Annotated in this window: 22 protein-coding genes; 12 read left to right on the plus strand and 10 right to left on the minus strand. The window is 71.5% G+C overall.

Features of this window, described 5'->3' with window-relative positions:
• Positions 1–4: 4 nt before the first annotated feature.
• Together OHB41_RS25380 and OHB41_RS25385 are read right to left on the minus strand one after the other, a co-directional pair.
• The gene (locus tag OHB41_RS25380) at positions 5–238 is read right to left on the minus strand and encodes a DUF397 domain-containing protein (protein ID WP_266700483.1); all 234 of its coding nucleotides are present in this window, start codon (positions 236–238) and stop codon (positions 5–7) included.
• Entirely contained in the window at positions 235–1,083 is an 849-nt protein-coding gene (locus OHB41_RS25385) for a helix-turn-helix domain-containing protein (RefSeq protein ID WP_526024961.1), read from the minus strand. The genes OHB41_RS25380 and OHB41_RS25385 overlap by 4 nt, the downstream gene beginning before the upstream one ends.
• A 114-nt stretch (positions 1,084–1,197) precedes the next feature.
• Here OHB41_RS25385 and OHB41_RS25390 point away from each other — a divergent pair, with 114 nt between their 5' ends.
• A complete protein-coding gene (locus tag OHB41_RS25390; protein WP_266700484.1) occupies positions 1,198–1,629 on the plus strand; it encodes a hypothetical protein in 432 nt (143 codons plus the stop codon).
• A 187-nt stretch (positions 1,630–1,816) separates the two neighbouring features.
• Positions 1,817–3,634 (plus strand): bifunctional metallophosphatase/5'-nucleotidase, encoded by a 1,818-nt coding sequence (locus tag OHB41_RS25395; RefSeq protein WP_266700485.1) that lies wholly within the window; start codon positions 1,817–1,819, stop codon positions 3,632–3,634.
• 98 nt (positions 3,635–3,732) lie between these two features.
• On the opposite strand, the gene OHB41_RS25400 is transcribed toward OHB41_RS25395, so the two are convergent.
• From OHB41_RS25400 to OHB41_RS25425, 6 genes are all read right to left on the minus strand, one after another.
• Entirely contained in the window at positions 3,733–4,398 is a 666-nt protein-coding gene (locus OHB41_RS25400; RefSeq protein ID WP_266700486.1) for a class F sortase, read from the minus strand.
• Between the two features lie 118 nt (positions 4,399–4,516).
• Complete coding sequence (locus OHB41_RS25405; protein WP_266700487.1) at positions 4,517–5,374, minus strand: hypothetical protein; 858 nt, start codon at positions 5,372–5,374, stop codon at positions 4,517–4,519.
• 734 nt (positions 5,375–6,108) lie between these two features.
• Positions 6,109–6,759 (minus strand): putative DNA-mimic protein, encoded by a 651-nt coding sequence (locus tag OHB41_RS25410; protein ID WP_266700488.1) that lies wholly within the window; start codon positions 6,757–6,759, stop codon positions 6,109–6,111.
• 66 nt (positions 6,760–6,825) lie between these two features.
• Entirely contained in the window at positions 6,826–9,294 is a 2,469-nt protein-coding gene (locus OHB41_RS25415; protein WP_266700489.1) for a dolichyl-phosphate beta-glucosyltransferase, read from the minus strand.
• On the minus strand, positions 9,291–9,989 hold the full coding sequence (locus tag OHB41_RS25420; RefSeq protein ID WP_266706115.1) for a GntR family transcriptional regulator: 699 nt from the start codon (positions 9,987–9,989) through the stop codon (positions 9,291–9,293). Before OHB41_RS25420 ends, OHB41_RS25415 begins: the two co-directional genes overlap by 4 nt.
• Before the next feature lie 371 nt (positions 9,990–10,360).
• Positions 10,361–11,716, minus strand: coding sequence for an aspartate aminotransferase family protein (locus OHB41_RS25425; RefSeq protein WP_266700490.1), 1,356 nt, complete (start codon positions 11,714–11,716; stop codon positions 10,361–10,363).
• Between the two features lie 340 nt (positions 11,717–12,056).
• Here OHB41_RS25425 and OHB41_RS25430 point away from each other — a divergent pair, with 340 nt between their 5' ends.
• A complete protein-coding gene (locus tag OHB41_RS25430) occupies positions 12,057–14,045 on the plus strand; it encodes a serine/threonine-protein kinase (protein WP_266700491.1) in 1,989 nt (662 codons plus the stop codon).
• A gap of 151 nt (positions 14,046–14,196) precedes the next feature.
• Complete coding sequence (locus OHB41_RS25435) at positions 14,197–15,729, plus strand: substrate-binding domain-containing protein (protein ID WP_266700492.1); 1,533 nt, start codon at positions 14,197–14,199, stop codon at positions 15,727–15,729.
• A gap of 321 nt (positions 15,730–16,050) precedes the next feature.
• Here OHB41_RS25435 and OHB41_RS25440 read toward each other — a convergent pair whose 3' ends face one another.
• The gene (locus OHB41_RS25440; RefSeq protein WP_266700493.1) at positions 16,051–16,791 is read right to left on the minus strand and encodes an SLATT domain-containing protein; all 741 of its coding nucleotides are present in this window, start codon (positions 16,789–16,791) and stop codon (positions 16,051–16,053) included.
• Positions 16,792–17,126: 335 nt separating this feature from the next.
• On the opposite strand from OHB41_RS25440, the gene OHB41_RS25445 reads away from it, so the two are divergent.
• The 7 genes from OHB41_RS25445 to OHB41_RS25475 all read left to right on the plus strand — a co-directional run bounded on the left by OHB41_RS25445 (position 17,127) and on the right by OHB41_RS25475 (position 23,791).
• Positions 17,127–17,468: a YbaB/EbfC family nucleoid-associated protein gene (locus OHB41_RS25445; protein WP_266700494.1), complete on the plus strand. Its 342-nt coding sequence runs from the start codon at positions 17,127–17,129 to the stop codon at positions 17,466–17,468.
• Between the two features lie 58 nt (positions 17,469–17,526).
• Positions 17,527–18,126, plus strand: a complete 600-nt coding sequence (gene recR / locus OHB41_RS25450; RefSeq protein WP_266700495.1) for a recombination mediator RecR — start codon at positions 17,527–17,529, stop codon at positions 18,124–18,126.
• On the plus strand, positions 18,119–18,778 hold the full coding sequence (locus OHB41_RS25455; RefSeq protein ID WP_266700496.1) for a DUF5063 domain-containing protein: 660 nt from the start codon (positions 18,119–18,121) through the stop codon (positions 18,776–18,778). The genes recR and OHB41_RS25455 overlap by 8 nt, the downstream gene beginning before the upstream one ends.
• Positions 18,779–19,116: 338 nt before the next feature.
• A complete protein-coding gene (locus tag OHB41_RS25460) occupies positions 19,117–20,394 on the plus strand; it encodes an aspartate kinase (protein WP_153289418.1) in 1,278 nt (425 codons plus the stop codon).
• On the plus strand, positions 20,394–21,524 hold the full coding sequence (locus OHB41_RS25465; RefSeq protein ID WP_266700497.1) for an aspartate-semialdehyde dehydrogenase: 1,131 nt from the start codon (positions 20,394–20,396) through the stop codon (positions 21,522–21,524). Before OHB41_RS25460 ends, OHB41_RS25465 begins: the two co-directional genes overlap by 1 nt.
• 465 nt (positions 21,525–21,989) lie before the next feature.
• Positions 21,990–22,661 carry a SigE family RNA polymerase sigma factor gene (locus OHB41_RS25470; protein WP_266700498.1) on the plus strand — a complete coding sequence of 224 codons (672 nt, stop codon included), beginning with the start codon at positions 21,990–21,992 and terminating at the stop codon, positions 22,659–22,661.
• Positions 22,658–23,791 (plus strand): hypothetical protein, encoded by a 1,134-nt coding sequence (locus OHB41_RS25475; protein ID WP_266700499.1) that lies wholly within the window; start codon positions 22,658–22,660, stop codon positions 23,789–23,791. Before OHB41_RS25470 ends, OHB41_RS25475 begins: the two co-directional genes overlap by 4 nt.
• Before the next feature lie 49 nt (positions 23,792–23,840).
• Here OHB41_RS25475 and OHB41_RS25480 read toward each other — a convergent pair whose 3' ends face one another.
• Positions 23,841–24,737 carry an SURF1 family protein gene (locus OHB41_RS25480; RefSeq protein ID WP_266700500.1) on the minus strand — a complete coding sequence of 299 codons (897 nt, stop codon included), beginning with the start codon at positions 24,735–24,737 and terminating at the stop codon, positions 23,841–23,843.
• A 191-nt stretch (positions 24,738–24,928) separates the two neighbouring features.
• On the opposite strand from OHB41_RS25480, the gene OHB41_RS25485 reads away from it, so the two are divergent.
• Positions 24,929–26,791: a S9 family peptidase gene (locus OHB41_RS25485; RefSeq protein ID WP_266700501.1), complete on the plus strand. Its 1,863-nt coding sequence runs from the start codon at positions 24,929–24,931 to the stop codon at positions 26,789–26,791.
• Positions 26,792–26,874: the final 83 nt, after the last annotated feature.

Raw genomic sequence — 26,874 nt, forward strand, 5'->3', positions numbered from 1 at the left:
GCCGTCAGAGGGACTCGGCGAACCGGCGCCAGGCGGTGGGGGTGACGGAGAGGGCGGGGCCGGCGGGGTTCTTGGAATCGCGGATGTGGATGGCGTCGGGGCAGGGGGAGACTTCGACGCAATTGCCACCGCTGCTGTCGCTGTATGACGACTTGCGCCAGGTGTAGGCGACTTCGAGGCATTCACCGCCGCTGTCGTTGCTGTAGCTGGACTTGAACCATCGCAGAGTGCTGCTCATCGCCGATCTTCTCCTGCCAACTGCCGGATGAGGCTCAGCGAGTCGTCCGGGCTCAGAGCCTGTGTGCGGATCTTCGCATAGCGGTGGGAGAGCCGGGCCACCTTCGCGGGATCGCTGACCAGGATGCTCTCGTCCTCGATCTCCAGGTAGACCACGCGGTGGTGCTCTTTGGTCTCCACCAATTTCATTGGACCAGTTGCGCCTGCGTGGCTGCCGCGCAACCCGCGTTCCAGTGACATCACCTGGATGCTTACGTTGTCCCGCTCCGCGTCCTCCGCGAGCGAGCGCAGTTGTCCGTGTTGGATCTCCCAGCTCACGAACGGGCGCTTCAGCACGGCTTCGTCGAGAATCAGCTCGATCATGGCGGTTGGGTCCCGGTGGAAGAGCTCCTTGCGCGCTAAGCGTGCCTCGACCAGTTCGTTCACCTTTTCCTCGGTGAGTTTCGGAAAACCTCCGTCGATCAGCGCACGCGCGTAATCCTCGGTCTGGAAGAGCCCGTCGACGACGTACGTCTCGTACGACGACAACGTCACCGCCTGCGCCTCCATCAACGCGAAGTTCTTGAACTGCGGCGGGTACTTGTCCAGGAGCACGTACTTGCGGGCGGTCTCGAACAGCCCGAACCCACCCCCGATCACCTCCTCCAGCTTGACGAGCATCTTGTCGCTCGCCGGCTGCGCGCACGTCTCCATCGCGCTGATCGCGGACGCCGTGTAACCGATCTGCCTGCCCAACTCCTCCTGTGTCAGCTGATGTTGTTCACGGAAGGCCTTCGACATGGCGGCGACCATGTGCGCCGTGCCACCCGCTTCCACCTTGTTCTCCGCCCGCGCCATCACGGTCACCCCCGAACTCAACCGAACTCAACCGGTCACCAGCAGCCCGCATCGATCCGCACCGTTGTCGGTGGTCGACACAGAGTCATGGAAACGCTAGCCACACGTGCGGAAACTGTCCTCATGGATACACAAAGTGACGAAGTAAACCCTGCGCTACCCCCAGTGACCCCGGAGATCCCGGACTGGATCCCCCCGTCCGGCATCCAACTCCGCAAGGCCGGCGTCCAGTTCGACGCCGTCCGGGTGGACGGCGACCCCGGCCGCACCGTCGCCGACCGCCTCGCGCGAGCGACCGGGGGCGACCCGGGCCCGGTCGTCGAGGAGGCCCGCGGACGCCGTGCCGTCTACTTCCTCGTCCCCGTCGGCAGCACCGCCCACCGGTCGTGGCCGCCCGGCGTCACCCGCCTCACCGCCGGCCCGCACCGCGTCGCGTACATCCCGGTGCCCGCGCTGGGCGGCCTGACCTGGCCGCTGGCGTGGCGCTACCGGCCCACCGCACGCGACCACCTCGTCCACACCCTGCTGCTGCGCGCGGTGGCGGAGGGCTGCTGAGCGGCCGGTGCCCCGGGCAGCTCCGGGAGCGCGCCGAGATGCGAACCGCTCCCGGAATGCCCATCCTTGACCTGGACATGGCTTGCTCCTGGTTCCGGACGGGGCGGGACCCGACCACGATCTACGCGTGTAGTCCCCGCACGGCTCGTTCCCCTGCCCGCGTCACCCCCGTCTCCAGGAGCCCCGTATGCCCGTCAACCCGCTGAACCGCCGGGAGTTCGTGAAGAAGTCCGCCGTCACCGGCGCGGCCGTGGCCGTCGCGGGGACGGTCGCGGCGACCCCGGCCCAGGCCGCGGGACGCAAGCCCGAGAAGAAGCCCCGTACCTGGTCGTTCTCCATCCTGGGCACCACCGACCTGCACAGCCACGTCTTCGACTGGGACTACTACACCGACGCGGCGTACACGGACAAGGCCGGCAACTCCGTGGGCGTCGCCCGGGTCGCCACCCTGGTCAAGCAGCAGCGGGCGGCGAAGGGCGCGGACCGGGTGCTGCTCGTGGACGCGGGTGACATCATCCAGGGGACCTCGCTCGCGTACTACTACGCCCGCGTCGACCCCATCACCGGCACCGGCGGCAAGCGCGGCCCGGTGCACCCGATGGCGATCGCCATGAACGCCATGAAGTACGACGCCGCCGCGCTCGGCAACCACGAGTTCAACTACGGCATCGAGACCCTGCGCCGGTTCGAGAAGCAGTGCCACTTCCCGCTGCTCGGCGCCAACGCGCTGGATGCCAAGACGCTCCGGCCCGCCTTCCAGCCGTACACCGTCAAGCGGATCCGGGTCCCTGGCGCCCCGGACATCAAGGTCGGCATCCTGGGACTGACCAACCCCGGGATCGCCCTGTGGGACAAGGACAACGTCGCCGGGAAGATGGCGTTCACGGGTCTCGTGGAGCAGGCGAAGAAGTACGTGCCGCGGATGCGCGCCCTCGGCTGCGACGTCGTGTTCCTCACCGACCACTCCGGCCTCGACGGGTCCTCCTCGTACGGCGACGAGCTCCCGTACGTCGAGAACGCCTCGAACCTGGTCGCCGCGCAGGTACCCGGCATCGACGCCATCCTCGTCGGGCACACCCACACCGAGGTCTCCTCCTACACGGTCACCAACACCGAGACCGGCAAGGACGTCGTCCTGTCGGAGCCGTACTGCTACGGCATGCGGCTGACCGTCTTCGACTTCGAGCTGGAGCTCGCGCACGGCCAGTGGAAGGTGACGAGCACCAAGGCGCAGACCCTCAACAGCAACGCCGTCGCCGAGGACGCGGAGATCACCAAGCTCCTGGCGGCGGACCACGAGCTGGTCGTGAAGTACGTGAACACGCCCGTCGGCACCTGCACCGCCGACCTCTCCGCGGCGGAGGCGTGCTGGAAGGACGTGCCTGTCATGGACTTCATCCACCAGGTCCAGATGGCGGCCGTGGCCACCGGCCTGTCGACGGCCGACGCGGCCCTCCCGCTCATCTCCGTCGCCGCGCCCTTCAGCCGTACGGCGGACATCCCGCAGGGCGACGTCACCATCCGGGACGTGGCCGGGCTCTACATCTACGACAACACCCTCTACGGCAAGAAGCTCACGGGCGCCCAGCTGAAGGACTACCTGGAGTACGCGGCGAAGTACTACTACCGGGTCCCGTCCGGCACGAAGGTGGACACCGCGACCCTCACCAACGCCAACAGCTTCTGGGACTACATGTACGACACCGCCGCGGGCGTCGACTACGACATCGACATCGCGCAGGCCGAGGGCTCCCGGATCAAGAACCTCAGCTACAAGGGCGCGGCGGTGGCCGACGACCAGGTCTTCGTGGTCGCCGTCAACAACTACCGCGCCAACGGCGGCAGCGGTTACCCGCACATCGCGGCCGCCGACATCGCCTACAGCTCCACCAACGAGATCCGCCAGCTGATGATCGACTACGTCACGTCCAAGGGCACGCTCGACCCGGCGGACTTCGCCGACGGCAACTGGAAGCTGACGCAGGACGGCACGCCGGTGTTCTGAGGCACCCGCGTCCCGCGTCGCGCCGGTGCCGTGCGCGGCCGGCCCGCGCGCCGCGGTCGGCGTCCCCCTGCCGGGGGCGTCGGCCGCGGAGGCGCCGTTCAGACGAGGTGGGCGAAGACCACCAGGTTCTCGGTGTAGTCCTTCGCGGTGTGGTCGTAGTCACCGGCGCAGGTGATCAGCCGGACCTGGGCCTGCGGGGTGTCGGCGTACACGCGATCGTTGGGGAAGTGGTCCTTCTCGAAGGTCTCGGCGTCGTCGACGACGAAGGACGCCGTGAGGCCGTCGGCCTTCTCCACCCTGAAGGTGTCCCCCTTCTTGAGCGAGCTGAGTCTCGCGAACACGGCCGGCGAGGTCTTCGTGTCCACGTGCCCGGCGACGATCGAGGTTCCCGCCTCCCCCGGGGTCACTCCGTCGGCGTACCAGCCGACCATGTTCACGTTGTCCGCGGGCGGAGGGTTGAGGTGGCCCTTCGCGTCGACGGAGAGGGCCGTGAAGGGCGCGTCCACCCCGATCTTCGGGATGACCAGCCGGGTCGGCGCGGACGACGGCAGGTGCTTGCCCGGAACCGGGCTCGACCACGGCATGAGTGCGGCCGCGTCGTGAGGTGTCCGGGAGTCGTCGGTCGGCTTGGGGTGGCCGCCGAACACGCCCAGCACCAGAAGCAGGATTCCGGCGCACCAGACGCTGAACGGCACGCCGGGACGGGAGCCCTGCTGTTGCGGCACGGACTCGGTCACGCCAGGGGAGGACAGCCGGGCTGTCATCGGAACCACCTCACTAGGGCACTGCAGCGGAGCGGGTACAGCACGCGGGCAACCCGGCCGGGCCGTCACGACGGGGATGACCCGCGGCGGCCTCGGCCGATAGGACGCCGGACGCCGGTCAGGACATGCCGCCCGCCGCACTCCTGCGACGCAGCACGTACACGCCCGCCGCGGCGAGTGTCAGGACCGCGAGGCCGCCGGCCGTGACGCTCTTTCCGGCGAGCGCGCCGCCGCCGGTGTGCATGCCGCCGTTCGGCTTGTCGCTGCCCGACTCGTTGCCGCCGTTGTCGTACCCGGTGCCTGCGTTGTCGCGACCGTTGCCGTTGCCGTTCCCGTTGCCTCCGTTGTCGCGGCCGGAACCGTCGCCGTTCCCGGTGCCTGCGTTGTCGCGACCGTTGCCGTTGCCGTTCCCGTTGCCTCCGTTGTCGCGGCCGGAACCGTTGCCGTTGCCGTTGCCGTTGCCGCCGTTGTCGTTCTTGTAGGTCTCCGGGTTGAACTTCGCGTCGTCCTTGTTCCAGTCGTCGCTCTTCAGCATGCTGAGCGCGCCGCCGCCGGTGTGCATGCCGCCCCGGGGCTTGTCGTGGTCGGAGCCCTCGCCACCACGGCCGGAGTCGCCACCGCGGTCGGAGTCGCCACCGCGGTCGGAGTCGCCGCCACGGTCGGAGTCGCCGCCACGGTCGGAGTCCCCGCCCCAGTCGGAGTCGCCCTCCTCGCCCTGGTCGTCGCCCTTCACCTTGGTGTGCGTGCCGCCCTTCACCGTGGCGAGCGGGCCGATCTTCACCTTGTTCAGCGCGCCGCCGCCGGTGTGCATGCCACCGTTGGGCCTGTCGTGCCTGCTGCCGTCGTCCTGTTCGTTGCTGTAGGAGGAGTCGTCGTGGCCACCGTCGCCCGCCGTGGCGGCAAAGGCGCCAGGAGCGGCAATCGCGAGGGCGGCCGTGGCCGTCGCGGTAGCGAGAAGCATGCGGGCAGAACGCATTGTCGAGTCCTTCCGTCGCAGCCGAGCCGCTGACACTTTGTCAGCACGTGGGGAACCCGACCCCGACGTGATCCACCGTCAGCCCCTCCCGGCCCGCTCACCACTCGAGCCGCGCAACCGGCGCAGGTCCCGGCGCCGCCCGACAGGCGCCCCGAAGCCGCCCTGGACCCGGCCGAACCACTCTGACCTGCTACTTCATCGTGGACCATCCCCCAGGTCCCACACCGGTCCGGGCCCAGACACAACCCGATCGGGCGCAACACGACTGCGCGCGGCCGGTGAACCGTCAGCCGGTCCCGCCCGGCCTCGGACCGCCTCGCCCGGGGGGAACGGACGGCCGTCAGGGCGCCCTGGCGAGGGCTCCCGCCCCGGGCACATCCGGCATCCGGGCACATGCGGCATCCGTGCGCGTAGGGCAGCCGGGCACATGCGGCATCCGGGCGGAGCTGGGGCCGGGAGGGGCCGGTCCGAAACCGGGCCGGGGCCGGAAGCGGGCCGCGGCGAGGCGAAGGAGGCCAGGGCGCGGTAGGGCCGTGCCGCGAGTGATCGAAGGACGGGGGGAGCGGCCCTACGCCTCGCGGGCGTGGAGGGGCGGCCGTACGAGCCTCGCGGGCGCGGAGGGGCGGCCGAGGGTGTACGGGGCCGGTGTGCGGCGTGCCGGGGCGAGGGGTACCGAGGAGGCCGCCAGGGGGGACGCGCGGAGCGGGCCCCACCCCGGCCGGCCGGGGTGGGCCTCAGCTGAAGATGATCATTGAGCCCTGGGCGAGGCTCCGGGTCGCCGCCGCGTGCAGACCCAGCCAGACGTGCCGCTCACGGGCGAAGGGGCTCGCGTCGTAGGGGGCGGGGGCGGCCGGCTCCTCCAGCTCCGTGGGGGCCGTCGGCGCCTGCGGTGCGGCCGGCGGATTGGCCGGGTCGATGCCGATCGAAGGGGCCACGAACTCGAGCTCGCGCAGCAGCGTCTGGGAGGACCCCAGCGGGCCGCCCCCGGCGAGGAGCTCGTCGTTGGCGAGCGGATGCGGGAAGTCGACCGGTACGTACGCGCCCGCGTGGTCGTAGTGCCAGACGAGGTGCGACTGCTGGGCGTTCGTCTGGAACATCTCCAGCAACTGCTCGTAGTCGCCGCCCAGTTCGTCCACCGGGGTGACCGCGAGACCGCACATCTGCAGCAGGTACGCCCGGCGCAGGAAGTGCAGGGCGTCGTAGTCGAAGCCCGCGACCGGGGCGACGTCGCCGGACAGCCCAGGCATGTAGGCGTACACGGGGACCGGCGGGAGCCCGGCCTCGCCCAGCACCTTGTCGTACAGCGCCAGTTCCTCGGCGAACGGGTTGTCGGGGGTGTGGCACAGCACGTCGACGAGCGGGACAAGCCACAGGTCACAGGCCAACAGACGGCTCCTCTAGCTCCTGGGGAAGCACGGTGGTCAGGGAAGCGTAATGCGTGGGACCCGTCCTCAGTCCCCCTCGTGCAGATCCCATACCCAGACCCCGTGCACCCACGTGCCGGGGTGGCCCACCAGCTTGTCCACGGCCTCCCGCAGCTCGTTCTGGTGCGGCTGCGGGACCAGCACCAGCGCGCCCGCCTTCCAGTACGCGAAATCGGCGCGGGCCTGCGCCTGCCAGTTCTTGCCGATCACGGGGACCTTGCCCGAGTACCGCACGTCGCGCAGCATGTTGGACGTGTAGCGGGGCGAGGCGCCGTAGATACCGATGTGATCGGGGCCGTAGGGGCCGTTGAAATACCCGCCGGGCAGGGGGAAGCCGAGGCCCGCCGCCGTCTGCCAGTGCAGCGCCTCCGCGTCGCCCGGGTCCGGCAGCGGCACCGGCACCAGGGACTCGCCCCTGGCCGGGTCGACGTACGCCCGCCACGTTCCGTCGGTGAAGAAGGCGGGGGCCGGCGCCCGGTCGACCGTCTTCAGGGGCGCCGGGACGAGAGGGAGCAGCGCGGCGGCGACGGCCAGCGCGCCGAAGTACTGGGTGGCGGCGCCGCGGGCGCTCAGCAGCCGCTCGATCGCGACCGCCACCAGCATGCCCAGGACGGGCGCGCAGATCATCGCGACCCGTCCCTCGATGACGGACTCGAAGAGGGGTTTGCCGGACAGCAGCGCCCAGGGGCCGGGCAGCACGATGTCGGTCGTCGGAATGCGGAACTTCGGGCCCAGTGAGAGCATGGCCGAGGCCAGTGCCGTGAAGGCGAGGGCCTTGACGAGCGCCCGCTCCCAGAGCCGTACGACGACCGCGAAGGCGAGCACGACCAGCGGCCATCCGTAGAAGGCGTTCTGCTCGGTGGGATTGAGCGAGAGTGCGCCCGCGCTCCCGGCGTTCCCCGCGAGCAGCGAGCGCTCGGCGAAGGAGAGGAGCGCGAGAGGGCTGTTGCCGGCGTTGTCGCCGTGGAGCACGCTCCCGTAGCTCTGCGGCCCCGCGAACTGCCAGTACAGCGGGAACGCGACGATCGGCAGGCACACGGCCCCCGCGACCGCCAGCCCGCTCAGCAGTGGACGCCACGCCGCCCTGGCGACATCGCGTCGGACGAGCCCGTAGCCGAGCGCGAACAGCGCCATGCCCATCGACGCGAGCAGCAGGGGCTCCTCGCCGAGGAAGATCTGGTACGTCGCCATCAGGCCGAGCACGATCCCGTCCCGGACGACCCGGGTGCCGGCGCACAGACGTAGCGCACGGTCGACGAGCAGCGGGACCATGAACAGGATCACGAAGTTCGGGTGCGCGTTGGCGTGGCTGACCATCGGCGGGGCGAAGGCGGCCAGCGCGGCGCCGACGAACGCGGCGCCCCGGTGTCCCACGACCCGTTTGACGATCAGCCAGTACCAGGCGGCGCCGGTGGCGGCCAGTCCCAGCGTCATGACGAGACTGAGCGCGATCGCCGGGCCGAAGAGCAGGGTGATCGGCGCGAAGGGGACGGACAGGCCCAGCATGACCGTGTTGGCCATGAGGTTCACGCCGTCCGGGAAGCCCTGGAGGGTGGTGAAGAGCGGGTTGTGGAGATGGCGGATGTTGTCCGCCGTGACCGCGAAGAACCACTCCCACTGGTTCTGGTCCTGGAGCGAGTCCGGGAGGTAGCGGCCGTTCGGGTCCGCCCAGCGGCCGGAGTAGAGGGCGACCGCCATGAGGAGGAAGAGCGAGACCGCGAGGAGGTCCGCGGGGCGGACGGAGCGGGCCTTGAGGAGGGTCAGTTCGGCGAGGACGCGGCCGTAGTCGAGGGGCCGTACCTTCGAGCCGGGCTGGTGGGACCAGCGGACCGGGACCTCCGCCACCGGCCAGCCCGAGCGGCGGAAGTGCTGGAGCACCTCGACGTCGATGCCCCAGCCGTTGAGCCGCGACGCTCCGAACGCCTCCCGTGCCCGCTCCCCGTCGAAGAGCTTGAACCCGCACTGGGTGTCGCGTATGCCGGGCACCGCGACCCTGCGTATCAGGAAGTTCCCGGCGCGGCCGAGCAGCTCGCGCAGCCGGTGCTGGTGCGTGTCTATCGTGGCGCCGGGCGTGGCCCGTGACCCGATCGCGGCGGCGTGGTCCTCGCCGAGCGCCTTGTCGAGCAGCTCCAGCTCCTCGATCGGCGCGGCCAGGTCGGCGTCCGTGACGAGGACGCGGCGGCCGTACGAGGCGAGGACGCCCAGGCGCAGGGCGTGGCCCTTGCCGCGGTTGCGGGGGCTGGTGACGAGCTGGACGCGGGATTCGCGGGCGGAGACGGCCGTGACGACGTCCCTCGTGCCGTCGGTGGAGCCGTCGTCCACGACGATCAGCTCCCACCTGCCGAAACGGCTCTCGTTGTCCCGCAGGTGCGTGATGATCGCGTCGAGCGTCGGGGCGAGCCGCCGCTCCTCGTTGTAGGCGGGGACGACGACCGACAGGTCGATGGCAGGGGCCGGCATGTCCTCTATGACGTCCGTGGTGTGCGGCGCGCTCATTCGGCGGCCAGACGTTCTATGAGGGCCAGGGAGTGCGCGTTGTACTCGGTGACGATCGCGTGCGCCGCTCGCGGGTCGCGCCGCGCGAGCGCGTCCACCAGTTCCGTGTGCCCCGACCAGAGGTAGCCCCTCAGGTCGCCCACCCGGCGCAGGTGCTGCACCGTGCACACCCAGGACTGGACGCGCAGGCGGTGCAGGAAGTCGGCCAGGTAGGTGTTGCCGAAGAGGGCGCTCAGCTCGCGCCAGAAGCGGAGGTCGTAGCCGATGAGGATGTTCAGGTCGCCCGCGGCGGCGGCACGCTGGGCCTCCTCGCCGCGGCGGCGGACGCCCGCGAGGGCGGCGAGGACGCGTGGATCGTCGGCCAGTTTCATGCCGTCGCCCTCGATGAGGCTGTGGAACATCCCGTCCGTGACGAGGCTGCGGGCCTCGATCATGCCGCGGAAGTCGGCCGGTGAGTACTCGTGCACGCGGAAGCCGCGGTGCTGGTCGGCGTCGAGCAGGCCCTGTGCCGACAGGTCGACGAGGGCCTCGCGGACCGGGGTCGCGGAGACGCCGTACTGCTCGGCGATCTCCTTCACCGTGAACTCCTGCCCCGGCTGGAGGCGGCCTGCCAGCACCTCGTCGCGGAGTGCGTCGGCGATCTGCTGCCGCAGGGTGCTGCGGGTTACGGCGCCAGTGCCGCCGGTGCCGGGCATGGTGTGTCGCTCCCCCATCGCGTACGGGTGCACGTGCGTGCGCTTGTGCTTCTCTATGAGCACGTCACCTTACGCGGTGGGGTACCTGCAAGGGATTCCTCGCCCCTGCCACCCCTGGGGGCTCCGCCCCCGGACCCCCGTTCGGCCTGAACGGCCTCGTCCTCAAACGCGGGACGGGCTGAAAGGCATACCCCCGGCCGGAATCATCAGCTCGCGCCCTCGTCTCCAGCGCGGGCCCGCACATCCAGCCCGTCCGGCGTTTGAGGACGAGCCCTTCGGGCGATGGGGGTCCAGGGGGCGCAGCCCCCTGGCGGGGTCTGGGGCGGAGCCCCCAGGGGTGGGCCAGGTGGGGGCGAGGAAAGCCCCCGGCTTCAGGCCGTGTGTTCGTCGGCTACGGCCAGCGCCGCGTCCAGCACCGCGAGCCCCTCCTTCGCCTCGGCCTCCGTGACGTTGCACGGCGGTACGACATGGGTGCGGTTCATGTTGATGAAGGGCCACAGCCCGTGGGCCTTCGCGGTGGCCCCGAACGCCGCCATGGGCGCGTTGTCCGTCCCCGCCGCGTTGTACGGCACCAGCGGCTCCCGCGTCTCCCGGTCCTTGACCAGCTCGAGGGCCCAGAAGACCCCCGTACCGCGCACCTCGCCGACACTGGGGTGCCGCTCGGCGAGCTCACGCAGCCCGGGACCGAGCACCGTCTCACCGATCCGCGCGGCCTGCTCGACGATGCCCTCCTCCTCCATCACGTTGATCGTGGCGACGGCCGCCGCACAGGCCAGCGGATGCCCGGAGTACGTGAGCCCGCCGGGGTAGGGCCGGCGCGCGAAGGTCTCCGCGATCGCCGAGGAGATGGCCACACCGCCCAGCGGCACGTACCCGGAGTTCACGCCCTTCGCGAAGGTCATCAGGTCCGGCGTCACGTCGTAGTGGTCGGCGGCGAACCACTTGCCGGTCCGTCCGAACCCGGCCATGACCTCGTCCAGGACGAAGACGATCCCGTACCGGTCGCATATCTCCCGCACCCCGGCGAGGTAGCCGGGCGGGGGCGTCATGATGCCCGCCGTGCCGGGGATGGTCTCCAGGATGACGGCCGCGATGGTGGCCGGCCCCTCGAAGGCGATCGTGTCCTCCAGGTGCTGGAGCGCCCGCTCGCACTCCTGCCGCTCGTTCTCCGCGTGGAAGGGGGAGCGGTAGAGGAACGGCGCCCAGAAGTGGACGACGCCGGCCGCGCCGATGTCGTTCGGCCAGCGCCGCGGGTCACCGGTGAGGTTGATCGCGGTGGAGGTGGCGCCGTGGTACGAGCGGTACGCGGAGAGGATCTTCGGGCGCCCGGTGTGCAGCCGGGCCATCCGCGTCGCGTTCTCGACGGCCTCGGCGCCGCCGTTGGTGAAGAAGATCTTGTCCAGGTCGCCGGGGGTCCGCTCGGCGATCAGCCGGGCCGCCTCCGACCGCGCCTCGACGGCGAAGGCGGGCGCGAACGTCGACAGCGTGGCGGCCTGCTCCTGGATCGCGGCGACGACCTTCGGGTGCTGGTAGCCGATGTTGGTGAAGACGAGCCCACTGGTGAAGTCCAGATACCGCTTGCCTTCGTAGTCCCAGAAGTACGACCCCTCCGCGCCGGCGACGGCGAGCGGGTCGATGAGCTCCTGCGCGGACCAGGAGTGGAACACGTGCGCGCGGTCCGCGGCCTTCACGGCGGCGCCGACCTGGGGATGGGGCTGAGGGGTCATGCGCCGAGCGTAGGTGTCCACGGAGCGGACGCGACATCGGCGTCCTGTCTGCGGTCCGGGGCTTTCCGCGACAGTCTGTCGGGCGTCGGGGACCCGGACCCGGAGAACGGGGGCGGAGACGGGGACGGGGCGGGGACGGAGGAGGCGGGATGGGACGGGAGGGCCGGGAGCGGCTACCGGCGGTGCCCGGTGACCGCTCGGCGGTGCCCGGCGGGCCCGCGACGGGCGTCACGAAAGCGCCAGACGCTGTTACGGAACCGTAGACACCACCCCGCCCACCTCCCCGTACGGCAGCACTATCCTCGGGCTGTTGCACACGTACGGGGGAGGGCGCGCGACGATGGAGAAGCTGGGGGGCGGGGACCCGCGTCAGATCGGGGCGTACCGGCTGATGGCGCGGCTCGGTGCCGGCGGGATGGGGAACGTCTATCTCGCACGCTCCGACCGCGGCCGTACCGTCGCCGTGAAACTGGTGCGCGAGGAACTGGCCGAGCAGGAGGAGTTCCGGGCCCGCTTCCGGCAGGAGGTGCAGGCCGCGCGCAGGGTCGGCGGTCACTGGACCGCGCCCGTGCTGGACGCGGACACGGAGGCCGACATCCCGTGGGTCGCGACCGGTTATGTGGCCGGTCCCAGTCTCCAGACCGTCGTCGGCCACGACCACGGCGCGCTGCCGGAGCGTTCCGTGCGCATCCTCGCGGCCGGCCTCGCGCACGCCCTGAAGGACATCCACGCGGCCGGACTCATCCACCGCGACCTCAAGCCCTCCAACGTGCTCGTGACGATCGACGGCCCGCGCGTCATCGACTTCGGGATCGCGCGCGCCCTGGAGACCGTCACCGACGGCGGCCTCACCCGCACCGGCGCGCTCGTCGGCTCTCCCGGCTTCATGGCGCCCGAGCAGGTCCGCGGTGACCGTGTCACGCCCGCGTGCGACATCTTCTGCCTGGGGTCGGTCCTGTCGTACGCCGCCACGGGCGTGCTGCCCTTCGGGGCGACGAGCAGCGGGGTGCACGCGATGATGTTCCGCATCGCGCAGGAGGACCCGGACCTGGAGGGCGTACCGGAGGGGCTCGCCGACCTCGTACGGCACTGTCTGCGCAAGGATCCGGCGGCACGCCCCTCGCTCGACGAGATCCTGGAGCGGACCGGCGCCGAGGACACCGTCTCGGGCGGGCGGTCCCGTGACCCGTGGCTGCCGAGCGCGCTGGTGGCCCAACTGGGGCGGCACGCCGTGCGGTTGCTGGACACGGAGAATCCGGACACGGCGACGGCCGCGCTTCCGCCGGCCCCGGAGCGGGCTCCGGAGCAGCCTCCGGCGCAGGTCTCGGAGCAGGCTGCGGGCCCGGCCGTGGATCTGTCCAAATCCGCTGCCGCGGCCGCTGCACCCGGCGTGTCTGCCGCACCCGCCGCACCCGCCGCATCCGTGGCCCCCGTCGCCTCCGGCACGACGCCGGTTCCCGAGGTCTCCCCGGAGCACGCCGCCACTCCGCCGCCGGGGCAGCCGGGCTCCGCGGACCACCTCCCCACGATGATCGGGGGCATCCACGGGACGCCCCCGCCGGCCGCACCGCCCGCGCAGCACCCCGCGTACGGCTATCCCCAGCAGCACCCCAGCCCTTCGGGGCCACCCGCGTACGGCTATCCGCAGGGCGGCTGGGGCACTCCGCCGGGCTCCTACGGCTCGACGACTCCGTACGGCCCCGGGAGCGGGCCCGCCCCCGACCTCCTGGAGCCCCCGCGCAGGAGCGGCCGTTCCACCGCCGCCCTGATCGTCGTGGCGCTGGTCGTCGCGCTGGGCGCGGGCGGCTCCGTCTACGCCCTGATGCGGGGCGGCAGCGGCGGCACCGACGACTCCAAGGGGGCCCCGGCCACCACCGCGCCCACGACACCGGGACCGACGGCATCCGGGCCGTCGGCCTCCGCCTCCACCTCCGCCCCCACCGAGTCGTCCGCCTCGCCGTCGGCGCAGGGCGGGACGGTCCCGGAGGGGTTCCTCGGCACCTGGGACGCCTCCATCGACAACGCGACGGGGCACAACACGCGCCGCCTCACCATCCGGCAGGGCGAGGTCGGCGACACGGTCCTCACGCTCACCGCGGACGGCCCGCTCGGCAGCGGCACCTACCACTGCGTCTTCCAGGCCGAGCTGACCGCCGCCCCGGCCGCCGGCGGCCCGCTGCGGATCGGTCCCTCCCAGGTCTCGTCCGGCGGACCGCTCTCCTCCTGCACGCCGGGCGCCGCCTCCGAGGTGACCCTGCTGCCCGACGGGAGTCTGCGCCGGGTGAACACGGGTTCCGGCGACGCCCTGACGTACACGAAGAGCGGCTGACGGACGTACCGGAGAGCGGCTGACGCGGGGGCGGTCACCGTCGAGGGCGGTCGGCGTGGACGGCTGCTGAAACTTCATCCGGCGTACGCCGGGCGTTCTCGCTCCAAGTCGTACGGTGGCCCCACCGTTGGGCTCGGGGGAGTGGCTCGCGATGGAGTGGCTGAGCGCAGAGAACGTAGTGGCCGTCGGGACCGCCGTGATCGGTGTCGTCGCCTCTGCCGTGATGGTCTGGTACGAGCGCCGGGTGCCGCGGCGCAAGCGGATCGGGTACCGGGTGCAGATGGACAACCCGGTGGGCGACGACGTGCGTTCGGGTCGCGCCAACGTGCGGCTCGGGCTGTTCGACGAGGCGCCGGGCATGGCGGACGCCACGCTGGTGCTGCTGCGGATCGAGAACGACGGCTCGCAGAGCATCGCCGGGGACGACTACACGAGCCGTGAACGGCACGGTCTGACCGCGGTGTTCACCGATCGCACCATCCGGGGCGTGTCCGTCACCCAGCCGCCCGGCACCGACCACCTCATGGACCACTTCACGCCGGCGGCGGGGCTCAGTTACGAGGGCGGCACCCTGCGCATCCCGCGCGTCCCGCTCAACCGGGGCGAGCACTTCAAGCTGCTCGTGCTGCTGTCGGGTGGTGACGTCGGGCGGAACATACGCCTCATCGGCGGACTGCGGGACGGTGAGGTCAGCCCCAACCGCAGTACGACACCGGACGATCAGCCGCCCCTGTTCAGCCGCGCGGCCCGGACGATCACCGTGCTGCTGACGGTGTGCGTCGTCGCACTCGCGCTGATCGTCGTGCTGCGGGACGACTCGCGGCCGCCGATCGGCTGTGAGCAGGGCACGCTGACGGTCACCGGCTCGACCGCCTTCGCGCCCGTCATGAGCGAGCTGGCCAAGAAGTACGAGCGGGACTGCGAGGGCTCCGACATCGTGGTCGACGCGCACGGCAGTACGGCGGGGGTGCGTGAGCTCGCGGACGCGGGGGCCCGGTCGAAGAACGGCTCGCCGCCCGTCGTCGCCCTCTCCGACGGGCCCAAGCCCAACGGTCTCCCGCAGCTGCGGGAGAACCGGGTCGCGGTCTCGGTCTTCGCACTGGTCGTCAACGACGACATCCCGCTCCGCGGCCTCACGCTGGACGAGGTACGCCGGCTCTACCGCGGCGAGATCCGCGACTGGAAGCAGCTCGGCGGCCCCGACCGGCCCGTGCTCCTCGTCAGCCGGGACGCCAACTCCGGTACGCGGCAGGTCTTCCAGCGCCGGGTGCTGGGCCGCGGCGAGATCGCGAACTCCTCCCTCGACTGCGTCCACAAGGACGACACGACGGCTTCCGTGGTGCGTTGCGAACTGGACTCCACCGACCAGGTGCTGAGCACCGTGGCGGCGCTCCCCGGCGCGATCGGCTACAGCGAGCTGAACCTCGCGACCGGCCGCAAGGGCCTGCACCAGCTCACCCTCGACGGCCACATCCCCTCCGTCGAGGAGCTGGAGCACGGCACCAGCGACTATCCGTACCGCGAGATCGAGTACGCCTACACCTACGGCCAGCCGCCCGCCGACTCCCTCGCCTCCAGCTTCCTCACCTACATCAGCCGGGGCAGCGGCCAGGACGTGATCCGCACCCACGGCCACCTGCCGTGCGGAACCCCCGTAGGCCTGAAAATCTGCGGCACGGACTGAGCCCACCCACCCCCGTGCCCCCGTCAGGGGCGCGGGGAAAAGCCGCCCGCCCGGCCACCAGGGCCTCGTCAGGGCACGAGGAACTGCCCGCCCGGTCGGCTGCCAGGCCCCCGCCACCGGCCCGACCATCTGCCTGCCCTGGCCCCCAGGGACCCCCGTCAGGGGGCGCGGGGAACTGCGCGACAAGCCCCCACCGGCCCCGCAGGAACCCATCCCGCCGGGGAACCCCGGGCAGCGCCCCGGAGCCGGCCCGACCGGACCGGACACGCCCCGGAGCCGACCCACCCGGACCGGACACGCCCCGGCACCCCGCCCGGAGGGCTATCGCGGCTCGGGCGGCCGCTGGCGGGGCATGTTCGGCCGGGTGCCCGGGGGCAGCGGCAGGCGTCCGGGCGAAGTCCCCTCGGGCCGGGGCGACCCGGCCAGCGACGACTGGATGCCCAACGGCGCCGGTCCCGTCCGGAACTCCACCATCCAGTCCGCGGTCTCGGCCCGGACCAGCTCCGTGACGTCCTCCGAGAATCTGCGCAGGACGCCGAGACACCGCTCCGCCGCCTCGCTGGCGGTCCCCTCCGCGGGCCCCAGCACCTCCCGCACGCTCTCGGACGCCCAGTCGAACTGGAGGACCTGGAGCCGTCGCTGCACGGCCTGCGCCGTGGCCACGTCCCTTATCCACCCGGAGGTCACCCCGAAGAACCGGTCGCCCGCCACACACGCCACCGCGAGCAGCAGTGCGAGATACCCCCAGGGAGCCACGCCACCGACCACTCCGGTGAGATCCAGCAGCGGCAGCGCGGCTCCGGCCACCGTGCCCAGTCCCGCTCCGCCCCGCAGCACCCGGGCCCCCCACCGCTTCCCGGCCCGGTCCGCGAGGTACCAGGACGCCGTGTCGAGAGCCCCCCGCTCCACCCACTGGTACAGCTCATGGAGCCGCTCGGCCGGTTCCCCCCAGTCCCCGAGGGGGAGCGGCCGGCCGGTCAGGTCGCCCGGCCGAGGGCCCCCGGCCCCGTCGTCCCGAGCGTCCTGGGGCGGCCCCTCGGGCTGCATCTCCGGCTGGCTCACCCGGCACTCCCTACTGACGACGGTGATGACGCCGACGACGACGCGGGCCACGACCCCGGCGACGACGGCTCCGACGAAAACTAGTGACGTTGTGTGATGCTGCGTGACGCATGATGCACAGGCGCCGTCCCTTTCCTACCGCCCAATGGGTGGCGATGGCCCGGTTTTCACCGGTTTTCCGCCCGGAAGAGGGTCTTGGTCAGGTATAGGCGGACGGGCGGTGTCACTCGAAAGAGTGCTGGGGCGACCGGCCCGTCGACCACGTAGGCTCGTGCTGAGCGGGAAAACCCCGTCCGGACAGTGGTGCCGATAGCCGTACGACCCAGGAGCTGATCGTGATTCCCGGTGGTGGCCAGCCCAACATGCAGCAGTTGCTCCAGCAGGCCCAGAAGATGCAGCAGGACCTCGCGAACGCGCAGGAGGAACTCGCGCGCACGGAGGTGGAAGGCCAGTCGGGCGGCGGTCTGGTGAAGGCGACGGTGACCGGCTCAGGTGAGCTCCGCGCCCTGGTGATCGACCCGAAGGCGGTGGACCCCGAGGACACGGAGACGCTCGCCGACCTGGTCGTCGCGGCGGTCCAGGCGGCGAACGAGAACGCGCAGGCGCTCCAGCAGCAGAAGCTCGGCCCGCTCGCCCAGGGTCTCGGCGGCGGCGGCATCCCCGGTCTGCCCTTCTAAGACCGGCGGCGGCCAACTACCGTACGTACTGAAAGAATCCAGGAAGGGCGGCAGTCCGTTGTACGAAGGCGTGGTCCAGGACCTCATCGACGAGTTGGGGCGGCTGCCCGGCGTCGGTCCCAAGAGCGCGCAACGGATCGCCTTCCACATCCTGCAGGCCGAGCCGACGGACGTCCGTCGGCTCGCGCAGTGCCTCATGGAGGTCAAGGCGAGGGTCCGCTTCTGCGCGACCTGCGGCAACGTGGCACAGGAGGAGCTGTGCAACATCTGCCGCGACCCGCGCCGCGACCTGTCGGTGATCTGCGTGGTCGAGGAACCGAAGGACGTCGTCGCGATCGAGCGGACGCGTGAGTTCCGGGGGAAGTACCACGTGCTCGGCGGAGCGATCAGCCCGATCGAGGGTGTGGGCCCGGACGACCTGCGGATAAGGGAACTCCTCGCCCGCCTCGCGGACGGCGCGGTCACGGAACTCATCCTGGCCACCGACCCGAACCTGGAGGGCGAGGCCACGGCCACGTATCTCGCCCGCATGATCAAGCCCATGGGCCTCAGGGTCACCCGCCTGGCCAGCGGCCTCCCGGTGGGTGGCGACCTGGAATACGCGGACGAGGTCACGCTCGGCCGCGCCTTCGAGGGGAGACGACTCCTAGATGTCTGACGCCACACTGCACGCCACCAGTCAGGACCCCGACGACTTCGTGGTCCAGATCGCGGACCAGGTCGAGAGCTTCCTGGTCGCCGTCACCGAGGTGGCCAAGGGCGACGAGCCGGACTCCGCGGTGCCCTTCCTCCTCCTGGAGATCTCCCAACTCCTCCTGGCCGGCGGACGCCTGGGCGCGCACGAGGACATCGTCCCCGACGAGCGCTACGAGCCGGACCTCGGCCCGGAACCGGACGTCGACGAGCTGCGCGAACGCCTGGCCGTGATACTGGAGCCGATCGACGTCTACTCCGAGGTCTTCGACCCGTACGAGCCCCGCAGGGCCCCGGTGGCCTGCCGGATCTCGGACGACTTCGCCGACGTCATCACGGACCTGCGCCACGGCATGGCCCACTACCGCGCGGGACGCACCAGCGAGGCGCTGTGGTGGTGGCAGTTCTCGTACTTCTCGAACTGGGGCTCCACCGCCTCGGCCGCTCTGCGCGCCCTCCAGTCCCTGGTCGCCCATGTGCGGCTGAACCAGCCCCTGGACGACCTGAACGGCCTGGACACCGACCAGGACCTCGGCGAGGAGATCCTCGCGGAGGAGGCGGGCCGGGTGATGGCCGAGGAGATCGGGGGCCCGCTGGGCCTGGGGACGGCCAAGTAGGCGCCGGACGCACCGAGCACTCCGGGCGCACCAGGTACTCCGGCACCCAGAGCACCTCGGGCACGCCGGGCGTGCGCCCCTCCCTCGTCGGCACCCGGGTCACGGCGGCCCCGTGTGACTCGGGGCACTTTCCGGAGTGGCGGGGCCGGGACATGGGCAGATGCCGCTCGGAGCGGCCGGAGGACCCTGACGGCCTCGGTCGACCTGACGGTCCGCAGTGATCACGTCGTGAGCGGGACATCTCACGATGCGATACTTCGGAAGGGAAATCCGGCCGCTCGTTAAACTGAGCCGACCGCAGTAGTGCGGTGCAGAGACAGATGGAGCGAGGAGCGCACGTGGGCCTTGTCGTGCAGAAGTACGGAGGTTCCTCCGTAGCCGATGCCGAGGGCATCAAGCGCGTCGCCAAGCGAATCGTGGAAGCGAAGAAGAACGGCCACCAGGTGGTCGTGGTCGTTTCCGCGATGGGCGACACGACGGACGAGCTGATCGATCTCGCCGAGCAGGTGTCTCCGATGCCCAGCGGGCGAGAGTTCGACATGCTGCTGACCGCGGGAGAGCGGATCTCCATGGCCCTGCTGGCGATGGCGATCAAGAACCTGGGCCACAGCGCCCAGTCGTTCACCGGCAGCCAGGCGGGTGTCATCACCGACTCGGTCCACAACAAAGCGCGGATCATCGACGTCACGCCCGGCCGTATCCGCACGGCCCTCGACGAGGGCAACATCGCCATCGTCGCCGGGTTCCAGGGTGTCTCGCAGGACAAGAAGGACATCACCACGCTCGGGCGCGGTGGTTCCGACACGACGGCGGTCGCGCTCGCGGCGGCCCTCGACGCCGAGGTCTGCGAGATCTACACCGACGTGGACGGCGTGTTCACCGCCGACCCGCGGGTGGTGAAGAAGGCGAAGAAGATCGACTGGATCGCCTTCGAGGACATGCTGGAGCTCGCCGCCTCCGGCTCCAAGGTGCTGCTCCACCGCTGTGTGGAGTACGCCCGCCGCTACAACATCCCGATCCACGTGCGCTCGTCCTTCAGCGGACTCCAGGGCACCTGGGTCAGCAACGCACCGATCCAGCAAGGGGACCAGAAGGTGGAGCAGGCCATCATCTCCGGTGTCGCTCACGACACCTCCGAGGCCAAGGTCACCGTCGTCGGTGTCCCGGACAAGCCGGGCGAGGCCGCTTCGATCTTCCGGGCCATCGCCGACGCCGAGATCAACATCGACATGGTCGTGCAGAACGTGTCCGCCGCCTCCACGGGCCTCACGGACATCTCCTTCACCCTTCCCAAGACCGAGGGCCGCAAGGCCATCGACGCCCTGGAGAAGGCCAGGACCGTGATCGGCTACGACTCGCTGCGCTACGACGACCAGATCGGCAAGATCTCGCTCGTCGGCGCGGGCATGAAGACGAACCCGGGTGTCACGGCCGGCTTCTTCGAGGCGCTCAGCGACGCCGGGGTCAACATCGAGCTGATCTCGACCTCCGAGATCCGTATCTCGGTCGTGACCCGTGCCGACGACGTGCCGGAGGCCGTGCGCGCCGTGCACACCGCCTTCGGGCTCGACTCCGACAGCGACGAGGCCGTCGTCTACGGGGGCACTGGCCGCTGATGGCCGAACGGACCGGGCGACCGGCTGAACACTCCGGATACTCCGGTCACCCCGGACGCCTCGGGCGTCCGACGCTCGCGGTCGTGGGTGCGACCGGGGCCGTCGGCGGCGTCATGCTCCAGATCCTGTCCCAGCACGCGGACATCTGGGGCGAGATCCGTCTGCTCGCCTCCCCGCGCTCGGCCGGCCGCAAGCTGGCCGTGCGCGGCGAGGAGGTCGAGGTGGCGGCGCTGAGCGAGGCCGCCCTCGAAGGGGTCGACGTCGCGATGTTCGACGTACCCGACGAGGTGGCCGCGCACTGGGCGCCGATCGCCGCCGCCAAGGGTGTGATCGTGGTGGACAACTCGGGCGCCTTCCGGATGGACCCGGACGTACCCCTGGTCGTCCCCGAGGTCAATCCGCACACCGCGCGGATGCGTCCCCGCGGGATCATCGCCAACCCGAACTGCACCACCCTCTCCATGATCGTGGCGCTCGGCGCGCTGCACGCCGAGTTCGGGCTGCGCGAGCTGGTGGTCTCCAGCTACCAGGCGGTGAGCGGCGCCGGGCGCGCCGGCGTCGAGACCCTGCGCCAGCAGCTGTCCCTGGTCGCCGGCACGGAACTGGGGACCAGCCCCGGTGACGTACGCCGTGCGGTGGGGGACAACACCGGCCCGTTCCCGGAGCCGGTGGCGCTGAACGTCGTACCGTGGGCCGGGTCGCTGCGCGAGGACGGCTGGTCCTCGGAGGAGATGAAGGTGCGGGACGAGTCCCGCAAGATCCTCGGGCTGCCCCACCTGCCCGTGGCCGTGACCTGCGTCCGCGTCCCCGTCGTCACCACGCACTCCCTCACCGTCCACGCCCGTTTCGAGGGCAGGGTCACGGTGGCGAGGGCGCGGGAGATCCTGGCCACCGCGCCAGGGGTCGTCCTGTTCGACGATCCGGCCGCCGGGGAGTTCCCCACTCCCGCCGACGTCGTGGGTACCGACCCGACCTGGGTGGGCCGCGTCCGCCGGGCGCTCGACGATCCGACCGCCCTCGAACTCTTCGTCTGCGGCGACAACCTCCGCAAGGGCGCCGCGCTCAACACGGCGCAGATCGCGGAGCTGGTGGCGGCGGAGCTGTCGGTCCGTCCCCCGGGCCGGGCGTGACCTGCACGGCTGGATTTCCGGCCGCGGTCGGGGGCCGGGAAAAATCCCCCTGGTCATCCCCGGATTCATTTGTAGGATCTGTGTGAGTCGTGTGGCCGGAATAATGGTCCGGACCACTTGAACGAGACACACCCGGCGTTCGAAGATTTCCCTCCCCGTTCTCCGCAACCGTGCGGAGGGCGGGGAGCGTCTTTGCGGTAGCCCTGCGCGGGTGGTCCGGGGGCGGCAGGGCACATGGGGCATAGGGGATGGGCTGTTACGCATGAGGGGTTTCAGTGCACTTTCAGGCGCGCTGCCGGGCGCGTCGGTGGGGTTTCCGGCATCTGTTCCGGTGGGCGTCGCGGTGTGCGTGAGGGTGGGCGTCGCGGTCCGCGCACGCGTGAACGTTTCGGCCGAAGTGATGGCCGAATCGAATGTGATGCCCGTCGCGTACAACCCTGACGGGGGGACGCGTGTCCAACTGGCGTGGCAGAGGTACTCGAATTCACTGCGGTACAGACGAGGGGCGCGGCCCTGCGTCCACCCCGCCGACTCGGCAGCCCCGGCGCGCCCGGCGGCATGCCGGTGATCGCGCCCATGCCCGCAGCGCGGCCCGCCCGCATACCGAGCCAGCGCGACGGCGCTGAGGACACCAGCACGGCCGCAGGCACGACGGTCGACCATCTGACCGAGACCTACCGCGCCCACTACCGGTCGCTCCTGGGTCTCGCGGCGCTCCTGCTCGACGACACCGCCTCCTGCGAGGACGTCGTCCAGGAGGCCTTCATCCGGGTGCACTCGGCGCGCAAGCGCGTCCGCGAGCCGGAGAAGACGCTGGCCTACCTGCGTCAGACCGTCGTCAACCTCTCGCGGTCCGCCCTGCGCCGGCGCATCCTCGGCCTCAAGCTCCTCTCGAAGCCGATGCCCGACATGGCGAGCGCGGAGGAGGGCGCGTACGACCTGCTGGAGCGCGACGCGCTGAAGAAGGCCATGAAGGGCCTGCAGCGCCGTCAGCGCGAGGTCCTCGTGCTGCGCTACTTCGCGGACATGACCGAGGCCCAGGTCGCCGAGACCCTCGGCATATCGCTCGGCTCGGTCAAGGCGTACGGCTCGCGCGGCATCGCGGCGCTCCGTGTGGCCATGGAGGCCCCGGCATGAGCGAGCACGAGGACCTGCGGCGCCGTGACGAGGAACGGCACCCGGAGCACGAGCACAAGCAATCGCACGCTGGGAACGGAACTGTGAACCACGGCCCCGACGGACAGCCCGACGAACAGGGCCCGGCCGAACTGGGCTCCGAAAACCTCGGCCCGGACGAACTGGCATTGCGCCGGCTGCTGCACCAGGCGGTCGAGGAGATCGAACCCACCGACGGCACGCTGGAGCATCTGCGCCGCGCGGTGCCCGCCCGGCGGGCCCGCAAGCGCCAGGCTCTCGTCGGCATGGCAGCCGCCGCGCTCTTCATCGGCACGGCCGTCCCGGCCCTGGTGCACGTCTCGAACGCCTCCGGGTCGAACGCCGACCCGTCCATCGCGGGCAACAGCTCGCAGGCCCAGGGCGGCACCAGCCAGGGCAAGAACCCGGACGGCGGCGAAAGCACCGCGGGCGGCGGCTCCGGCACCTCCAATGACCACGGCAAGCAGGGCCGTACGGGAGCGCCCGACAAGGGCAAAGAGGCGAGCACCGGGGCGGCCACCGGGGGACCCGATCCGTCGGCCTCGGCGCCCACCGCGCTCGCGTGCACACCGGCACAGCTCGGCGGCGCCACCAGCACCGTCGGCGTCCCGGACTCCACCGGCGCGGTCTACGGCTCCTTCAGCGTCTCGAACAGCTCGGGCACCAGCTGCACCGTCAGCGGCGCGGGCGCCGTCAGCACCCTGGCACAGGGCGCGGCCGACCCGTCCAAGATCAGCGTGGTGACCCATGTGGCGGGCGACGCGGCCACCGGCCTGCCGAACCCCTCCACGGAGGTCGCCTCGCTGGTGCTGCAGCCGGGTGCCTCGTACGTCGTGAAGTTCGCCTGGGTGCCCTCGGAGACCTGTCCGACCACCGGTGGAGGGGAGCCGTCGCCGGATCCGAGCTCCACGGAGGAGGCCACCACGGCCGGCGGCACCGGCACGGACACCGGCGGCACGGGCACCTCGGCCCAGCTCCTCACGGAGGACGGCGTGGCGGACGGCAGTGTCACGCTCTCCTACGCGACGGACACGGGCGCGACCGCCTCGACGACAGTGTCCGGCGCGTGCGCGGGCACGGTGTACCGGACGGGGATACTGGCGGCGTCCTGAGCGGGGGCGGCGCCGGGCCCCGAGAACCCACGGGACCGCGCCGGAGCGTCTAGGGAGCCGGGGCCCCGGCGGCGTCCCGGACCGGATTCCCGTCCGAACTTCCGTCCGCGTGCCCGTTCGCGCTTCGGTCCGGATTCCCCTCCGGGCTTCCGTTCCGCTCCCGGTCCCGGTCCTGGTCCGCCTCCGCGGAGGGGATCAGGCCCAGCTCCGCGTCCCGCGTGAACTCGGCCTCGCGCCGCAGCAGCCGGAACCACATGAAGACGACGAAGCCCGCGAAGACGAACCACTCACCGGTGTAGCCGAGGTTCTGGAACGCCTTGAGGTCCAGGCCGGTGCCCTGCGGCGCGGTCGCGGGCACCGCCGTCATCCCGCCGTCGGCCTTCGCGAGGGTGATCCAGGCGTCGTAGACCTTGTACGGCACCAGGTTCACCAGCGACGCCGAGCTGATCGCGCCGGTCTGCCCGTCGGGAAGCCCACCGGCGGCGCTCACCCCGTCCGACCCCGGGCTCTCGGAGACCTGCAACGCCCCCGTGACGGTCACCTCGCCGGCCGGGGCGGCGGGCGCTTTCGCGGGATCCGCGGTACCGGGCAGCCAGCCCCGGACGACGGGCAGCGCCCGGCCGCCGTCGGTCCGCAGCAGCGTCAGCACGTAGTACCCGCGCCTGCCGTCCACCTCGCGGTCCGGCACCAGCAGCTGCTTGCCGTACCGGCCGGTGGCGACGGCCTGCTTGCCGGACGTGTCCTTGTCGACGGGCAGCAGCTCGCGCAGCGGTCGGGCCGGATCCGTCCTGGCCGCGGCGGCCTGCTCGCCGGCGTCACGCTGGTCCTGGACCCGAGCCTCGAACCGGCTCAACTGCCACGACCCCATGAAGATGCAGAAGGGGATGGCCAACAGCACGAAGACGTTGATCCCCCACCAGCGGGGCGTCAGCAGGAACCGGTACACGACTTCAAAGGTACGGTGCCGCCGCGCGCGGCCGGGCTCCGGGTCCCGGTCCCGCCGCCCGGTCCCATAAGCCGGTCCCGCCCGTCCGGCACCGGCCGCCGGGCGGGACGGGACGGGGGTTGTGGACGGAGTTGTCCACAGGCTGGGGACCTCGTCGGCGCGAGGACGGGTGGGCCAGGCACTATGGGGCCATGACTGAGAGCAACGCGTCCGTCGAGCAGCAGCAGGCGGCCATGCCCGACTGGGAGAAGCGCTTCAGGGCACCGAGGGTGTCGCTGCCGGACTGGGCGGAGGACGCCCCGCACCGCTCGCTGTTCGTCTCCAACGCGACGGGAACCTACGAGCTGTACGCGTGGGACCGCGAGACGGGCGAGCAGCGCCAGATCACCGACCGGGCGAACGGTACGACGGACGGGGTGCTCTCCCCGGACGGCGAGTGGATCTGGTGGTTCGACGACAAGGACGGCGACGAGTTCGGCATCTGGCGCCGGCAGCGCTTCGCCGGTGCCGGCTCCGCGGACGCCGCTTCCCCCGCCGCGACCGCCGGTGCCGCCAGTGTGGACGAGCCCGCCGCGCCGGGACTGGAGCCCTCCTACCCCGGGGGACTCGCCATCGGCCGGGACGGACGGACGGCGGTCGTGGGCCGCTCGACGGACGACGACGGGTCGACGATCCATCTGGTCCGGTCCGGCGAGGAACCCGTGGAGATCTACCGCCACCGGGAGTCGGCCGGCGTCGGCGACCTCTCCCACGACGGCTCCCTGATCGCCGTGGAGCACACCGAGCACGGCGACGCGATGCACTCGGCGCTGCGGGTGCTGCGCCCGGACGGCTCGACGGTCGCCGACCTCGACGACAGCAAGGGCGGCACGGTCGAGCTGGGCCTGGAGGTGCTGGGCTTCGCCCCGGTCGACGGGGACACCCGGCTGCTCATCGGGCACCAGCGGCGCGGCCGTTGGGAGCCGCTGGTGTGGGACGTCGCGACCGGCGAGGAGACGGACCTCTCCCTCGACCTGCCCGGCGACGTGGGCGCCGAGTGGTATCCGGACGGTTCGGCGTTGCTGATCGCGCACAGCTTCGAGGCCCGCAGCGACCTGTGGCGCTACGACCTGGCGTCCGGTGAGCTGCTCCGCGTGCCCACCCCCGCGGGCACGGTGTCCGGGGCGACGGCCCGCCCCGACGGCAGCGTGGAGTACCTGTGGTCGTCGGCGGCCGAGCCGTCGTCGGTCCGCTCGACGACCCGCGGGGTCATCCTCGATCCCCCCGGCCTGAAGTCCCCGGGCTCGGTCCCCGTGGAGGACGTCTGGGTGGAGGGTCCCGGCGGCAGGGTCCACGCCCTGGTCCAGAAGCCGGCCGGGGCGACGGGACCCCTGCCCACCGTCTTCGACATCCACGGCGGCCCGACCTGGCACGACAGCGACTCCTTCGCGGCGGGCCCGGCGGCCTGGGTGGACCACGGGTACGCGGTGGTGCGGGTCAACTACCGGGGTTCGACCGGGTACGGGCGGGAGTGGACGGACGCCCTCAAGCACCGGGTCGGTCTCATCGAGCTGGAGGACATCGCGGCGGTCCGCGAGTGGGCGGTGACGTCCGGACTCGCCGACCCCGAGCGCCTGATCCTCACCGGCGGTTCCTGGGGCGGCTACCTCACACTGCTGGGCCTGGGCACCCAGCCGGACGCCTGGACCCTCGGCATCGCCGCCGTCCCGGTCGCGGACTACGTCACGGCGTACCACGACGAGATGGAGGCCCTGAAGGCCATGGACCGCACACTGCTGGGCGGCACCCCGGAGGAGGTCCCCGAGCGCTTCGAGGCGTCCTCACCCCTGACGTACGTGGACGCCGTCAAGGCCCCCGTCTACATCTCGGCCGGCGTGAACGACCCCCGCTGCCCCATCCGCCAGGTCGAGAACTACGTCGACCGCCTCGCCGCCCGGGGAGCCGTCCACGAGGTCTACCGCTACGACGCCGGCCACGGCTCCCTGGTCGTCGACGAACGCATCAAACAGGTCCACCTGGAACTGGCCTTCGCCCAGACTCACCTCCCGACCTGACGGGGCGGTCCCCGCGGGTTCGGGTGGCCGGGGTACAGCGCCCCTGCCCCTGCCCCTGCCCCTGCGCCTTCTGCCTCTGCCCC

This window comes from Streptomyces sp. NBC_01571, assembly GCF_026339875.1.
Classification (GTDB): domain Bacteria; phylum Actinomycetota; class Actinomycetes; order Streptomycetales; family Streptomycetaceae; genus Streptomyces.